The sequence below is a fragment of the Nonomuraea sp. bgisy101 genome, from assembly GCF_057708945.1.
This window is the reverse complement of record NZ_JBYITD010000008.1, coordinates 115,813-129,798: the sequence shown is the minus strand read 5'-3', so window position 1 is coordinate 129,798 and position 13,986 is coordinate 115,813. Positions and strand designations below refer to the sequence as shown.

12 protein-coding genes are annotated in these 13,986 nt (G+C 69.0%); 5 read left to right on the top strand and 7 right to left on the bottom strand.

Annotation, left to right across the window (positions count from 1 at the left end; genetic code table 11):
• Positions 1-59 precede the first annotated feature (59 nt).
• A complete protein-coding gene (locus tag AC3EO4_RS17110) occupies positions 60-1,433 on the bottom strand; it encodes an ABC transporter substrate-binding protein (RefSeq protein WP_431896495.1) in 1,374 nt (457 codons plus the stop codon).
• 261 nt (positions 1,434-1,694) lie between these two features.
• Positions 1,695-2,336 (bottom strand): TetR/AcrR family transcriptional regulator, encoded by a 642-nt coding sequence (locus AC3EO4_RS17105; RefSeq protein WP_431896494.1) that lies wholly within the window; start codon positions 2,334-2,336, stop codon positions 1,695-1,697.
• Positions 2,337-2,464: 128 nt separating this feature from the next.
• Here AC3EO4_RS17105 and AC3EO4_RS17100 point away from each other — a divergent pair, with 128 nt between their 5' ends.
• On the top strand, positions 2,465-3,076 hold the full coding sequence (locus AC3EO4_RS17100; RefSeq protein WP_379576543.1) for an NADPH-dependent FMN reductase: 612 nt from the start codon (positions 2,465-2,467) through the stop codon (positions 3,074-3,076).
• Between the two features lie 65 nt (positions 3,077-3,141).
• On the opposite strand, the gene AC3EO4_RS17095 is transcribed toward AC3EO4_RS17100, so the two are convergent.
• Complete coding sequence (locus AC3EO4_RS17095; RefSeq protein WP_379576541.1) at positions 3,142-4,128, bottom strand: LacI family DNA-binding transcriptional regulator; 987 nt, start codon at positions 4,126-4,128, stop codon at positions 3,142-3,144.
• Between the two features lie 228 nt (positions 4,129-4,356).
• Between AC3EO4_RS17095 and AC3EO4_RS17090 the strand changes: the two genes are divergently transcribed.
• The 3 genes from AC3EO4_RS17090 to AC3EO4_RS17080 all read left to right on the top strand — a co-directional run bounded on the left by AC3EO4_RS17090 (position 4,357) and on the right by AC3EO4_RS17080 (position 10,449).
• A complete protein-coding gene (locus AC3EO4_RS17090) occupies positions 4,357-7,887 on the top strand; it encodes a discoidin domain-containing protein (protein ID WP_431896492.1) in 3,531 nt (1,176 codons plus the stop codon).
• Between the two features lie 97 nt (positions 7,888-7,984).
• Positions 7,985-8,929, top strand: a complete 945-nt coding sequence (locus AC3EO4_RS17085) for an MBL fold metallo-hydrolase (protein WP_379576537.1) — start codon at positions 7,985-7,987, stop codon at positions 8,927-8,929.
• Entirely contained in the window at positions 8,908-10,449 is a 1,542-nt protein-coding gene (locus AC3EO4_RS17080) for an FAD-dependent monooxygenase (protein WP_431896491.1), read from the top strand. Before AC3EO4_RS17085 ends, AC3EO4_RS17080 begins: the two co-directional genes overlap by 22 nt.
• Here AC3EO4_RS17080 and AC3EO4_RS17075 read toward each other — a convergent pair.
• From AC3EO4_RS17075 to AC3EO4_RS17060, 4 genes are all read right to left on the bottom strand, one after another.
• Positions 10,431-10,694 carry a DUF6343 family protein gene (locus AC3EO4_RS17075; RefSeq protein ID WP_379576533.1) on the bottom strand — a complete coding sequence of 88 codons (264 nt, stop codon included), beginning with the start codon at positions 10,692-10,694 and terminating at the stop codon, positions 10,431-10,433. The two genes, AC3EO4_RS17080 and AC3EO4_RS17075, sit on opposite strands and share 19 nt — an antisense overlap.
• Positions 10,691-11,389, bottom strand: coding sequence for a maleylpyruvate isomerase family mycothiol-dependent enzyme (locus AC3EO4_RS17070; protein ID WP_431896489.1), 699 nt, complete (start codon positions 11,387-11,389; stop codon positions 10,691-10,693). The genes AC3EO4_RS17075 and AC3EO4_RS17070 overlap by 4 nt, the downstream gene beginning before the upstream one ends.
• 49 nt (positions 11,390-11,438) lie before the next feature.
• Positions 11,439-12,029 (bottom strand): DUF4344 domain-containing metallopeptidase, encoded by a 591-nt coding sequence (locus tag AC3EO4_RS17065; RefSeq protein WP_431896487.1) that lies wholly within the window; start codon positions 12,027-12,029, stop codon positions 11,439-11,441.
• 133 nt (positions 12,030-12,162) lie between these two features.
• Positions 12,163-12,885 carry a hypothetical protein gene (locus AC3EO4_RS17060; protein ID WP_379576527.1) on the bottom strand — a complete coding sequence of 241 codons (723 nt, stop codon included), beginning with the start codon at positions 12,883-12,885 and terminating at the stop codon, positions 12,163-12,165.
• 197 nt (positions 12,886-13,082) lie between these two features.
• Here AC3EO4_RS17060 and AC3EO4_RS17055 point away from each other — a divergent pair, with 197 nt between their 5' ends.
• On the top strand, positions 13,083-13,976 hold the full coding sequence (locus AC3EO4_RS17055) for a sugar kinase (RefSeq protein WP_379576525.1): 894 nt from the start codon (positions 13,083-13,085) through the stop codon (positions 13,974-13,976).
• The last annotated feature ends 10 nt before the right edge of the window (positions 13,977-13,986 follow it).

The following is a 13,986-nucleotide window of genomic DNA, read 5'->3' as shown; positions in this document are numbered from 1 at the left end:
CGGCGGGGACCCTGGCCCTGCCCGGACCGCGCGAGCGGTCGGGACGGGCGAGGCGGGGGTCAGCTGGTGGACTTGCTCAGAACGTCGTTGACCTTGGTCTCCGCCTCGGCGAGCAGCTTGTCGATGTCCGCGTCCTGCCGGGTGAGCACGGCCGACATCGGGGTGTCGAGGATCTGGTAGATCTGCTGGTTCATGGGCGGCTCGAGCTTGAGCGGCACCTTCGCCATCCCGTCCACGTAGGCGGAGAAGTTCTCCAGCGGCAGCGTGGCGTTCGTCTTGCGCAGCTCCAGCAGCTTCTGACCGGTCGGGCTGTCACCCCAGACGTTGTTGTCGGGAAGGCCGACCGCCCTGCCCGTCGCCTTCTGGCGCGCGTAGTCGAACTGGCCCCTGCCGGGAGCCAGCACGTAGTAGTCCAGCCACAGCAGACCCGCCTTGATCTGCTCAGGAGTGGCCTTGGGGTTGAACATGTAGCCGTCGCCACCGCCCAGTGTGGCCGTGGCCTCGGGGAAGGCCGCGAGCCCGAAGTCCTCGTATGCGGCCTTGCGGTTGTCGTGCAGTTCGGTGATGACGTCGGGCGCGCCGAGGATCATGCCCATCTTGCCCGCGCCCATCAGGCGCATGAGGTCGTCCCACTGGTAGAGCTGCTTGGTCCCCATGCTGTTGTCGGTCCAGCGCATGTCCTTGAGGTTCTGCAGGACCGCCTTGCCCTCAGGGGTGTTGAAGGCCGCCTTCTTGCCCGTCTCGTCGACGACGGAGCCGCCCCTGCCGTAGATGGACTGGGTGAAGTGCCAGCCGCCGGTGTTGCCCGCGCTGTACTCCCCGTAGCCGATGTAGCCGGGGCCGAGCGCGGTGATCTTCTTGGCCGCCTCGCGGATCTCCGCCCAGGTCTTGGGTGGCGTGTTGGGGTCGAGACCTGCCTGCGTGAAGAGCTTGCGGTTGTAGACGAGACCGACCTTGTAATTTCCGCGGGGAACACCGTAAATCTTGCCGTCGACCGTGTATGCCGCCATCACGCTGGGGTCGATGTCCTTGAGCGTGGAGATCGTGTCGGCGTAGGCGGTGATGTCAGCCGCCTGGCCCGCCCTGATCGCGGTCTGCACGTCGCCGAAGTAGCCGTAGAAGACGTCCTCCATCTGGCCGCCCGCCAGCTTGGCGTCGTAGGTCTTCACGTCGTGGCAGGGGAAGCCGTCCTTGCTGTCGATCGTGATGTTCGGGTGCAGCTTCTGGAAGGCGGCGACGTCGTCGTCCCAGTCCTTGCGCTGCAGGGGGTTGGTCTTGGGCGGCTGGCAGCCGACGGAGATCGTGACGGGCGCGGCCTGGGGCGCCCCGCTTGCCGCGGGCGCCGGCTTTTCGGCCGTGGAACCGCAGGCCGCGACCGACAGGCCGAGGCCGGTGACGATCAGCAGGCCGAGTGCTCTGCGGGAGCTGCTCATCGGTCTGGACCCTTCTGATGGGGATGGGGAGGTCCACACGATAAGCAGCAGCGACACATTCTTGCAATATTTTGACAGTAGAATGAAATATAACGACTGAATGACGCCGTCCGTGATGGTGCGGCGTGGGGCAGCGGCCGTACTGAACAGGAAAGATCGAGCGAAGCCCTCGATTGACCGCGAGATGCCGGTCTTGGTGCCAAGCCGGGCCGGCTCGGCCGGCCCGCGGTGTTCGGCGTCCTGGACGAAGGGGGCGTTCCGTCAGGGGTGGTAGCCGTGGAGGAAGGCGTGGACACCGGAGGCGACCGTCTCGGCGACCTCCTCCTCCGTCGGTGCCGTGACCCCCCGGAACGTGCCCGCGGCCGAGATCAGCACCATGAGGTGGAGGGCGGCGCGCTCCGGATCACCGGCCCTGAGCAACCCCCGTTCGGACAGGTGCCGCATGCGGTCCGCGAGTGCGTGGCGGACCCTGCGCGGGCCCGTCTCCTGCCACGCCTCGATCGCGGCCGGCGGGATGTGGCCGGCCTCCGCGTGGATCTGGCGGACCAGCGCGAAGTGCTCGGCGTGCTCGCCCGCCATCGGCGCGGCGAAGGCCCGCCCGAACTCCACCAGGTCGGACTCCAGATCGGTGACCTTGCCCAGATGGCGGTCGATGATCGCGATCTGCGCCTCGGCGGCCAGAGTGGCGCTCTCCTGGATGACGCTCTGGAACAGCTGGGCCTTGTCGGTGAAGTGGTTGTAGATCGTGCGCGTGGAGACGCCCGCCGTCGCGGAGATCGCGTCGATGCTCGCGCGGGTGTAGCCGTCGCGCGCGAACACCGCCAGCGCGCCTGCGAGGATCGCGCGCCGCTTGTCCGCAAGGCCGCCGCGTGGCCGTCCCTTCACCGCGTCGTTCCTGGTCACTGGAGTCTCCTCGCTTTTCTTGCAGTCATCGTTTTACTTGTTGCCATACACGTTGTACTTTACCTGGTGTCGCACAGGACGGGCCGCCGAGGCCGTCCACGATGACCCGCGCCGTGAGGAGCAACACGATGATCCGCATTGCCATCATCATCGGCAGCACCCGCCCCCGCCGCAGGGGCGCGGCCGTGGCCCGATGGGTCGCCGAGATCGCCGAGAGGCACGCCGCCACCGCGCGCGAAGGCGTGCGTTTCGAGGTGGTCGACCTGGCCGAGTACGGCCTGCCCCTGCTGGACGAGCCGGTGCCCGCGCTGTTCGGCGAGTACGCCAACGCGCACACCGCGAGGTGGGCCGAGACCATCGGCTCCTTCGACGGGTTCGTCTTCGTCACGCCCGAGTACAACCACTCCGTCCCCGCCTCACTGAAGAACGCGATCGACTTCCTGTTCGCCGAATGGCACGACAAGTCGGCGGGATTCGTCAGTTACGGCGTCCACGGCGGCACCAGGGCGGTCGAACACCTGCGCCTGACCATGGCCGAGCTCAAGGTCGCAAGCGTGCGCACCCAGGTCGCGCTCTCGGTGTTCGCCGATTTCGAGATCACCGACCCGACGCAGCCAGGAGTCTTCGCCCCCGGCCCCCATCAGGAGCCGACCCTGGTCGAGCTGCTCGACGAGGTGATCGCCTGGTCCCGTGCGCTCAGGCCGCTGCGGACGGCAGGAGCCCACCCGGTGCCGGCCTGACGACGGATGTGATCACGCGCTGACGGCTGCCGGACGGGCCGCGCGTGTACGAGGTGTCGGCCGGGTCACTGGACGCGGGCCGTGGAGGCCCGCACGACCAGCTCGGGTTCGAACAGCAACTCGTCCGCCGGGACCACCGCCTTGTCGATCAACGCCACGAGCAGGTCGACGGCGGCCCTGCCCATCGCGTCGATCGGCTGGCGGACCGTGGTGAGCGGCGGGTCGGTGCAGGTCATCAGGGCCGAGTCGTCGTAGCCGATCACCGACAGGTCGGAGGGCACGTCGCGCCCCGCCCGCCTGGCCGCCCTGATCGTGCCGAGCGCGAGCAGGTCGCTGGCGCAGATGACACCCGTGACCCCCTTGCGCACCAGCCTGGTCGCGGCCGCGTGGCCGCCCTCCAGCGAGAACATCGTGAACTCGACGAGGTCGTAGTCGCCGCCCCGCGACAGGAACGCTTCGAGCTTGCGCCTGGACGGCATGTGGTCCTTGGGCCCGAGCACCATGCCGATGCGTTCGTGGCCGAGCGCGCGCAGATGGCCGAGCGCCATCTCGGCGGCGACGGCGTCGTCGGAGGAGACCTGGGGGAAGCCCAGGTGCTCGACGGCGGCGTTGACCAGCACGGTCGGGAGTTTGCGTTCGAGGATGAGCTCGTAGTGCTCGTGCGAGGCGTCGGCCTGGGCGTACAGACCTCCGGCGAAGACGACGCCGGACACCTGCTGTTGCAGCAGCAGGTCGACGTAGTCGGCCTCGGAGACGCCGCCGACGGTCCTGGTGCACAGGACGCTGGTGAAACCCTGCTGGGCCAGCGCGCCGCCGACGACCTCGGCGAACGCGGGGAAGATGGGGTTCTGCAGCTCGGGCAGGACCAGGCCGACCAGGCGTGCGCGGTCGCCGCGCAGCTGGGTGGGACGCTCGTAGCCGAGCACGTCGAGTGCGGTCAGCACGGCTTCGCGGGTCGCCTCCGAGACCCCGGGCTTGCCGTTCAGCACCCGGCTCACGGTGGCCTCGCTCACCCCGACCTTCTTGGCCACCTCTGCCAGTCGTCGCGTCATGCGCAAACTATACGCCGATCCGTGTAAGTCATTGCAAGTGCTTGCAGCTTCGCTTGCGTTCCCATGAAGAGATCTGAACCCTCCGCCATCCATGCCTATCAGCACGGACATCCCGTGGGACCGATCCCATAAGCGAGTCGTCCTTTTGCGAAATGCAGTCGAAATATTGCAGGAAGCTGCTCGTCATCTTATGGTGCAGCCACTCCCCCCATGACGAAAGGCCGCCCTATGAGACGCACCCTCGCGTTACTCGCCGCCTTGTCGCTGGCGGTCCTCGGCCTCGCGACCCCTGCCTGGTCCGCGGGGCCCAACCTGGCCGCGGGCAAGCAGATGTCCGAGAGCAGCCACACCGACGTGTATCCCGCGGGCAACGCCAACGACGGCGATCAGGCGACCTACTGGGAGAGCGCGAACAACGCCTTCCCGCAGTGGATCCAGGTCGACCTGGGCTCGGCGGTCGCCGTCGACCAGGTCGTGCTCAAGCTGCCGAACGGCTGGCCGAGCCGTACTCAGACACTGACGGTGCAGGGCAGCACGAACGGCTCGAGCTTCACCACGCTCGCCGCGTCCGCGGCGCGCACGTTCAACCCGACGGCCACCATCGACGTCCCGCAGACCAGCACCCGGTACGTGCGGGTGACGTTCACCGCGAACACCGGCTGGCCGGCGGGGCAGCTGAGCGAGTTCGAGGTGTACGGCCCCGTCACGGGTCCCGACACGCAGGCCCCGACCGCGCCGGGCGACCTGGCCTACACCGAACCGTCGTCCGGGCAGATCAGGCTCACCTGGCAGGCGTCGACCGACAACGTGGGCGTGACCGGCTATGACATCTACGCCAACAACGCTCTTCGCGGCAGCGTCACAGGGAATGTCCTGACTTATACGGATAACCAGCCAGCGAGCGCCACCGTCTCCTACTACGTCAAGGCCAAGGACGCCGCAGGCAACCAGTCCGCCGCCGGCAACACCGTGACCCGCACGGGCTCAGGCGGCGGTGGCGGCAACCTCGCCCAGGGCAAACCGATCACCGCCTCGGGCTCCACCTGGATCTACGCGCCGGCCAACGCCAACGACGGCAGCCTCACCACCTACTGGGAAGGCGGCGGCGGCTACCCGAACACGCTGACCGTGCAGCTCGGCTCGAACGCCGACCTCAGCTCGATCGTGCTCAAGCTCAACCCTGACAGCGCGTGGGGCACGCGCACCCAGACGATCCAGGTGCTCGGCCGGGACCAGGGCGGCTCGTCCTTCACGAACCTGGTGTCGTCGGCGACGTACACGTTCAACCCGTCCAGCGGCAACACGGTGACGATCCCCGTCAGCGGCAGGGCCGCCGACGTGCGGCTGTCCATCACCTCCAACACCGGCGCGCCGAACGGCCAGGTCGCCGAGTTCCAGGTCATCGGCGTCCCCGCGCCCAACCCCGACCTGACGATCACCGGCATGACGATCTCCCCCGCCTCCCCTGTGGAGAGCGACGCCATCACGCTGTCGGCCACCGTCAAGAACGCCGGCACCCAGTCGTCGGTCGCCACGAACGTCACCATGTACCTGGGCACCACCAAGGTCGGCACCGCAGCCGTCGGCGCGCTCGCCGCGAACGCCTCCGCCACGGTCTCGGCGAACATCGGCACCCGTACGGCAGGCACGTACGCCCTGTCGGCCAAGGTCGACGAGGCCGACACGGTCATCGAGCAGGACGAGACCAACAACGTCCACAACCACCCCACCTCGCTGACCGTCAGACCCGTGGACAGCGCCGACCTGGTGGCCGCGCCCGTCGGCTGGACCCCCGGCAACCCCGCCAGGGGCGACACCGTGACCTTCACCGTCGCGATCAAGAACCAGGGCAACCAGGCCTCCGCCTCGGGCGCCCACGGCATCACGCTGACCGTCGCCAACGAGGCGGGCACCGTGGTGCGGACGCTCATCGGCGCCCACAACGGCGTCATCAACCCCGGCGCCACGACCGCCCCGGTGAACCTGGGCACGTGGACGGCGGCCGACGGCAAGTACACGGTCAGGACCGTCATCGCCGACGACGCCAACGAGCTGCCGGTCAAGCGGGCCAACAACACCACGACGGAGCCGCTGTTCGTGGGGCGCGGCGCGAGCCTGCCGTACGACATGTACGAGGCGGAGGACGGCACGCTCGGCGGCGGCGCGCAGATCGTCGGCCCGAACAGGACGATCGGCGACCTGGCCGGCGAGGCGTCGGGCCGTAGGGCGGTCACGCTCAACTCGACCGGCTCGTCGGTCGAGTTCACCACCAAGGCGACGGCCAACACGCTGGTCACCCGCTTCTCCATCCCGGACGGCACCAGCTCGACCCTGAACATCTACGTCGACAACACCTTCCTCAAGGCGATCAACCTGACCTCGAAGTACGCGTGGCTGTACGGCGCCGAGGCGAGCCCGAGCAACTCGCCGGGCGCGGGCCCGCCGCGCCACATCTACGACGAGGCCAACATCCTGCTCGGCACGACCGTCGCGGCCAACAGCAAGATCAAACTGCAGAAGGACGCGGCCAACGGCGGCACGTTCGCGATCGACTTCATCAACCTGGAGCAGGCCGTCCCCGTCGTCAACCCCGACCCGGCGCGCTACGCCGTACCCGCGGGATTCAGCCACCAGGACGTGCAGAACGCGCTCGACAAGGTGCGCCAGGACGCCAACCTCGTCGGCGTGTACCTGCCCGCTGGCGACTACGCGACGGCGCAGAAGTTCCAGGTGTACGGCAAGGCCGTGAAGGTCGCCGGCGCGGGGCCCTGGTTCACCAGGTTCCTGTCGCCCACAGGGCAGGAGAACACCGACGTCGGATTCGACGTGCAGAGCTCGGCCAACGGCTCCTCCTTCAGCGGGTTCGCCTCCTTCGGCAACTACACCTCACGCAACGACGGGCCCGGCAAGGTCTTCAACCTGACCGGCGTCTCCAACATCACCATGGACGGCATCTGGGTGGAGCACCAGATGTGCATGCTGTGGGGCACCAACATCCACAACGTCACCGTCACGAACTCGCGAATCCGCGACACGTTCGCCGACGGCGTCAACCTGACGAACGGCAGCACCGGCAACACGGTCAGGAACGTCGAGGCGCGCACCACGGGCGATGACAGCTTCGCGATGTTCAACGCGATCGACATCCACAACGCCGACACGACCGGCAACGTGTACGAGAACCTGACGGCCACGCTCACCTGGCGGGCCGCGGGCATCGCGGTGTACGGCGGATCGGACAACGTCTTCAGGAACATCTACATCGCCGACATGCTCACCTACTCCGGAGCCACGATCAGCTCGCTCGACTTCGGCATCGCGATGCGCGGCTTCGGCACCACGCCGACGCGGCTGGAGAACATCTCGATCGTCAGATCGGGCGGCCACTTCTGGGGCAACCAGACGTTCCCGGCGATCTGGCTGTTCTCCGCTTCCAAGGTGTTCCAGGGGATCAGGATCAGCAACGTGGACATCGTGGATCCCACGTACTCCGGGATCATGTTCCAGACCCAGTACATCGGCGGCCGGCCGGTCAACCCGATCACGGACACGGTGCTGACGAACATCTCGATCTCGGGAGCGCGCAAGAGCGGGGACGCGTTCGACGCCAAGTCAGGGTTCGGGCTGTGGGCGAACGAGCTGCCCGAGCCCGACCAGGGGCCCGCGGTGGGGTCGGTGACGTTCAACGGGCTGCGGTTCAGCGGCAACCACACCGACATCAGGAACACGACCTCGACGTTCACGATCAACATCAACTAGCGAGGCGGTGCGGGGCCCGGGCGGCGCCCGTCCTCTGGGGAGGAGGCGGGCGCGTTCCGTGCGTGCCGTACGGCAGAACGCGGGTAGAGATCCGGGTATGCGCGCGTTCGCCTCATCCGCCGACCTGACCGAGAAGACCCAGACCCTGGAGACCGTCGGCGACGGCGTCTACGCGCTCACCGCCGAGGGCGACCCGAACGTCGGCGCGATAGAGGCCGACGACTTCCTGGTCTGCTTCGAGGCCATGGCCACCCCGACCGCCGCCCTTCGCTGGCTGGAACGGCTGCGCGAGCTCACCGACAAGCCGATCCGGTACCTGGTCCTGTCGCACTACCACGCGGTGAGGGTGCTGGGCGCGTCGGCGTTCGCCGCCGACGTGATCGTCGCGCACGAGAACACCAGGCTCCTCATCGAGGAGCGCGGCATGCAGGACTGGGAGTCGGAGTACGGCAGGATGCCGCGCCTGTTCACCGATCCAGGCTCGATCCCCGGCCTGACCAGGCCGACGCTCACGTTCACCGACGAGCTCAGGATCGACCTGGGCCGCGGCAGGTTCCTCGAGCTGCGGCATCTGGGCAGGGGCCACACCGAGGGCGACATCGTGGCGTGGCTGCCGCACGAGCGGATCCTGTTCGCCGGCGACCTGGTCGAGGCGAAGGCGGCCCTCTACACCGGCGACGCCTTTCACCGCGAGTGGTCGACGACCACGCTCGACCGGGTGGCCGCCCTCGGCGCGCAGACGCTGATCGGCGGTCGGGGGGCGGTCACGAGAGAGGTCGGGGCGGCGATCGGGCAGAGCCGCGACTTCCTGGAGGTGATGCTGCGCGAGGTCGGCGCGGTCCACCGGAGGACGGGCACGCTGAAGGAGGCCTTCGAGGCCGCCCACGCCGCGCTGGAGCCGCGCTACGGCGGGTGGCCGATCTTCGAGCACTGCCTGCCGTTCAACGTCTCCAGGCTCTGGGACGAGCTGGACGGCGTCGAACGGCCCATCATCTGGACGGCGGAACGGGACAGGGCGGTATGGGACCAGCTCCAGTCGTGATCGCGGGGGCCGGCCCCGTCGGGCTGGCCACGGCGCTGCTGCTGGCCGGATGGCGGGTGCCGACGGTGGTGCTGGAGGCGGCGGCGCGCCGTGACCCGTCGGGGTCGAAGGCGATCTGCTTCCAGCGCGACGTGCTCGACATCCTCGACAGGGTGGGGGTCGCGGCCCCGATGGTCGCCGAGGGCGTCACCTGGACCACCGGGCGGACCTACTTCCGCGAGCACGAGCTGTTCTCCGTGACCTTCCCCAGGGCGGCGGTGCCGCCGTGGATCAACATCTCGCAGGCGCGGGTGGAGGAGCTGCTGTGCGCGCGCGTCGCCGCCGAGCCGCTCGTCGACCTCAGGTACGGCAGCGCGGTGATCGGCTACCGCGAGGACGGGGACGGCGTGGAGGTCCTCACCCGCGACGGTCCCGTCCGCGGCACGCACCTGGTGGGGGCGGACGGCCCGCGCAGTGCCGTGCGCAGGCTGGCGGGAATCGACTTTCCTGGACGGTCGTTCGCCGACCTGTTCCTGATCTGCGACATCAAGGCGTCGCTGCCGTTCCCCAGCGAGCGGCGCTTCTACTTCGACCCGCCGTGGAACCCGGGACGGCAGGTGCTCGTCCACCAGTGTCCCGACTCGGTGTGGCGGATCGACTGGCAGGTGCCGCCGGGCTTCGACCCGGGTACGGCCGACCTCGACGCGATGATCAGACGGATCACGGGCAGCCTGCCGTACGAGATCGTCTGGTTGACCGTCTATCGCTTCCACTCGCGGGTGGCGTCGGCGTTCGGGCGGGGGCGGGTGTTCGTGGCGGGCGACGCCGCGCACCTGTTCGCGCCTTTCGGGGCCCGCGGCCTGAACTCCGGGCTGCAGGACGCGGAGAACCTCGCGTGGAAGCTGGCCCTTGTCCGGCGGGGCGCGCCCGCCGCGCTGCTGGACTCCTACGAGCTGGAACGGCGGGCCGCCGCACTGGTCAACCTGGCGGTGACAGGAAAGACCATGGAGTTCCTGGTCCCGCAGACCCCCGAGCAGTGGGAGTGGCGCAGGCGCGTGCTGGAGCGGGCGGTCGGCGATCCGGAGGCGCGCCGATCGATCGACTCGGGGAAGCTGGCGGAGCCGTACTGGTATGTGGACTCGCCGCTGACCACCCGTTCCCCTGTGCCGGTGCCGGCCGAGCCGGGGGCCGCCCGGCCGCCGGTGCCCGGCGTGATCTGCCCGGACGCGCGCGTGGCGGGTGGGCGGCTGCGGCAGCGCTTCGGTGCGGGCTTCGTCGTGCTGGTGGCGCGGAAGGACAGGGTGGCGGCCGGGGTGTCGGCCGCGGCGGAAGTGGCGGGAGTGGCGCCCGTCGAGGTGGTCGCGCTGGCCGACCTGGGCGTGGACCCGGCGGTGCTCGGCGGGGAAGCCGACAGCGTCCATCTGGTCAGGCCGGACGGGCATCTGGCCGCCGTGCTCCCCGCCTTCTCCGCCGCCGAACTGGCCGCCGCCCTCGGCAGGGCGACGGGAGGTGAACCGGACGGTCAGCGCCGCGTCCGGTAGTGCAGCACGCCCAGGTCGATGGCGGCGAACAGCGTCACCGCCGCGGCGATGGCGGTCTCCCACCACCAGACCTCCCGGCCGGAACGCACCGCGAGAACCGCGAAGACGATCGTCCCCATGAGGGCGATCGGCAGCGCGATCGAAGACATGATCTTTCTGGCCCGTAGCGGGCTGCGCGCGCTGACGGGCTCGGTGCCATCAGGGTGCCGCTGCCACATGGCCGCCTCCTCTACTGCTCCTCTCACGCCAGGCAACGCAGCGCCCTGGCGATCTCCGGGTCGAGCTCGTCGTCGGGGGTCGTCCTGCCCACCGTGGCCTCGACGAACGCGGGGAACGACATGCTGGCGCTGGCGCCTCCGGCGTACACCCACACGTGATCGGCCATCACCTCCACCTGCACCTTCGCGCCCTGCTCGGCCAGGACCTGCCTGGCCAGTTGCAGCCGCCACCAGATCCGCTGGTCGAGCTCCTCCTCGGAGACGGGCGCGCCGACGTCGTCGGCGTGCGTGGCGAACTCGGAGTCGTAGTGGAAGGTCTGCAGATCCACCGGGTAGGGCCCCGCCGACGTCTGCAGGACGCCCTCGCGCCCGAGCGCGCGCATCCGCTCGCGCGTCTCCCCGTTCTTGGTCCGCCACTCCTCCAGCACCTGTTCCACGGGCAGGTCGCGGCGTTGACGCACGCACCACTCGTTGAACTGGTCGAATCCCTTGACGCCCTCCTGCTCGACCATGGCGAAGAATCCGTCCAGGTCGCCGTCGAGGCAGGCGTGGTTGTACAGCTCCTCGCCCGCCAGATGCGCGAGCACGTCGCGCGCCGACCAGCCCTCACAACGGGTCGGCCGGCTCCACCCTTCCTCGTCGAGCGAGGCGAACAAGCCGTCGAGCCTGGCCGCCTCCGCGTCGAAGATGTCGAAAGGGTCGAACTCCTTCAACTGCTCCATACTGTGGGCGGTACCCCCGCACCCGGCGGTCACTCATCCCTGCGGACACTCACCGCAGGTAGGAGCCCAGGCTCTCCCTGGCCTGTCCGTACTCGCGGACGCATCCGGGGGCGCGCTCGGCGGGCACCCATCCGGCGGACGCGATGCGGGCGTGCGCCTTCGGGTCGGCGCCGTACAGCAGGCATTCGAAGTCGAAGCTCCGCTCCGGCCGTCCCGCCACCGTCAGGTAGTGGCCGTGGGCCGCCGCGACCACCCGCCGGGGCGCGGCGGAGGCCAGGGTCAGCGCGGCGAAGCGGTCCGCCAGCGCGTCGGAGGCCTCCAGCCCGTTCAGCGCGATCAGGGCGTGGCCCATCTGCTGGTGCAGGACGGCCGTCAGCGCGCCTGCGGTGGTGGCGGCCGGGTCGCCCGACTCCTCGGTCTCGGCGATGCCCTTCATCGTCGCGTCCGTCGTGGTGGCCAGTTCGTAGCAGTAGACGATGCGGCGCCGCTCGTGGTCCCAGCGCGCCTCGGGCTTTCCGCAGTCCTTGGCCACGAGGGCGAGCCCGCCCGGCAGCCTGGAGGGGATGACCTCGCGCAGCATCCGCTCCGCCGCCGGATGGGCGGACCGCTCGAAATGGACCGGGGGGACGTCGAACAGCATGGTGATCTCCTTTGTGTGGTCCATGACCATGCGCGGTTCGGAGATCGACAAACATCGACGACGCGAAAAAGCCGGTCCGCGCGAACGCGAACCGGCTTTCTCAGTGGTGCTCACCGGTGGTGCTCAGTGATGCTCAGTGGTGCCAGCTGTAGACGCGGACCCAGTCGGTGCGGCTCTCCGAACCGTTGGTGTCGTCGTCACCGTCGTAGACGGCCTTGAACGTGCCGCTCTTCCACGCGCGGGTCTTGGCGGAGAACTTGCCGCCCCACCGGCTGTCGGTGCTGGTGACGTACTTCCAGCCGCTGGAGCCGCTGGCGCGGAAGTAGATCTCGACCTCGCCGCCGCGCAGGCCGTCCCAGCCCTCGTCGTCCACCTGCAGGCGGCCGGAGAACCAGATGGTGCGGCCCTTCTTCACCGGGTCAGGGTTGGCCCTGAAGCTGGTGATGCGGGTGTCGGCCTTGCCGCCCTTGACGGTGACCTCGAAGGTCGACTTGTCGCGGTCGGTCTCGTTGTCCTTGGAGGCCGTGGCGATGGCGCGCCAGTTGCCCTCGTCACCGGAGGTGAAGGGGACCGTGAACTTCCAGTTGTCGCCGTTGGGGATGACGCTGACGTTCTTGGCGGCGAACGTGCGCATGTTGCCGACGGGCTCGACCCTGAGCTCGACCTTGGCGCCCTTCGTGGCCTCGACGAAGAACGTGGCCGTCGTCTCGCCGCCCTTGGCGACGACGACGGGGTCAGGCTGGATGTCCTGGATCTGAACGTCCAGGGCCGTACGAGCCTGGGCGGCGGTACCGCCGGTGACAAGCAGAGCGCCACCCATGGTGGCGGCGATGAGGCCTGCTGCGATCTTCTTCATGAGGGTGCTGATTCCTCTCCCCGTATCGATGTGTCGATGGGGTCAAGCTCGGGATTGCCCGACCCCCTCTCTTTACTTAGAGGCGGCCGGATCGGAAAAGGTTGGCTCAAGAGGGGAAAAAGTTTTGATCATAAAAGAGGCATCGCTGCGACCTGCGGTTCTGATGTGAAAATTCATAACTCTGTAGTGTTCGTCACATGATCGACGTCTACACGATGGGCGAAGCCCTCGGCGTGGTGTCCAGTGGCAGGGTTCGTCACGACAGCGAGGCCGGACTCGACGTGGGAGGGCCGGAGCTCACCCTGGCGATCGCGCTGGCCAGGCTGGGTCATCAGGTGAGTTTCCTGGGCAAGGTGGGGGCCGACGAGCTGGGCGCCAGGATCACCACGGTCCTGCGCGGCGAGGGCGTCGACGTCACGGACATGCGCGAGGACGGCACCGCGCCCACGGGGCTGCTGCTGAAGGAGTCGAGAGTCGGTCACGACCCGCGCCTCACCCATTACCGCACCAGGTCGGCGGGCTCGCGGCTGTCGCCGGGGAACGTTCCCATCGACAGGATCGCCGCCTGTCGACTGCTGCATGTCACAGGTGTCACCCCGGCGCTCGGCCTCGACCCGCGCGAGGCCGTCGAGACCGCCGTCGGCGCCGCCATGACCGCGGGCGTGCCCGTGTCGATGGCGGTCGACTACCTGCCCGCCCTGTGGCCTTCGCTGAGCGAGGCCGAGGAGGTGCTGGGCGAGCTGGCCAGGAAGAGTTCGATCCTCTTCGTCAGGCAGGACGAGCTCGACCTGGTCAAACCCGCCCTCACCGCCGACAGGCAGGTCGTCGTCACGCGCGGCGCCAAGGGGGCCAGCGTGCGCTCGGGCGGGGTGCGCTACGACGCGCCCGCGCTGTCCGTGCCCGTCGTCGACACCATGGGCGCGGGAGAGGCGTTCGTCGCCGGTTACCTCAGCGCCGTGCTCGAAGGGCTCACTGCGCAGGAGCGGCTGGCCAGGGGCACCATGCTCGGCGCCGCCGCGGTGACCAGCGCGAGCGACTGGCAGGGCCTGCCCACGAGGGCCGAGCTCGGTAGCGGGTTCCGGACCTCGTAAACGCGTCGTC

Bases quoted from the DNA above. Each gene is read 5' to 3' on its own strand.
- AC3EO4_RS17095 (WP_379576541.1), bottom strand. From the start codon at position 4,128: ATGACGCGACGACTGGCAGAGGTGGCCAAGAAGGTCGGGGTGAGCGAG.
- AC3EO4_RS17070 (WP_431896489.1), bottom strand. From the start codon at position 11,389: ATGGAGCAGTTGAAGGAGTTCGACCCTTTCGACATCTTCGACGCGGAG.
- AC3EO4_RS17100 (WP_379576543.1), top strand. From the start codon at position 2,465: ATGATCCGCATTGCCATCATCATCGGCAGCACCCGCCCCCGCCGCAGG.
- AC3EO4_RS17055 (WP_379576525.1), top strand. From the start codon at position 13,083: ATGATCGACGTCTACACGATGGGCGAAGCCCTCGGCGTGGTGTCCAGT.
- AC3EO4_RS17110 (WP_431896495.1), bottom strand. From the start codon at position 1,433: ATGAGCAGCTCCCGCAGAGCACTCGGCCTGCTGATCGTCACCGGCCTC.
- AC3EO4_RS17065 (WP_431896487.1), bottom strand. From the start codon at position 12,029: ATGCTGTTCGACGTCCCCCCGGTCCATTTCGAGCGGTCCGCCCATCCG.
- AC3EO4_RS17080 (WP_431896491.1), top strand. From the start codon at position 8,908: ATGGGACCAGCTCCAGTCGTGATCGCGGGGGCCGGCCCCGTCGGGCTG.
- AC3EO4_RS17060 (WP_379576527.1), bottom strand. From the start codon at position 12,885: ATGAAGAAGATCGCAGCAGGCCTCATCGCCGCCACCATGGGTGGCGCT.
- AC3EO4_RS17085 (WP_379576537.1), top strand. From the start codon at position 7,985: ATGCGCGCGTTCGCCTCATCCGCCGACCTGACCGAGAAGACCCAGACC.
- AC3EO4_RS17090 (WP_431896492.1), top strand. From the start codon at position 4,357: ATGAGACGCACCCTCGCGTTACTCGCCGCCTTGTCGCTGGCGGTCCTC.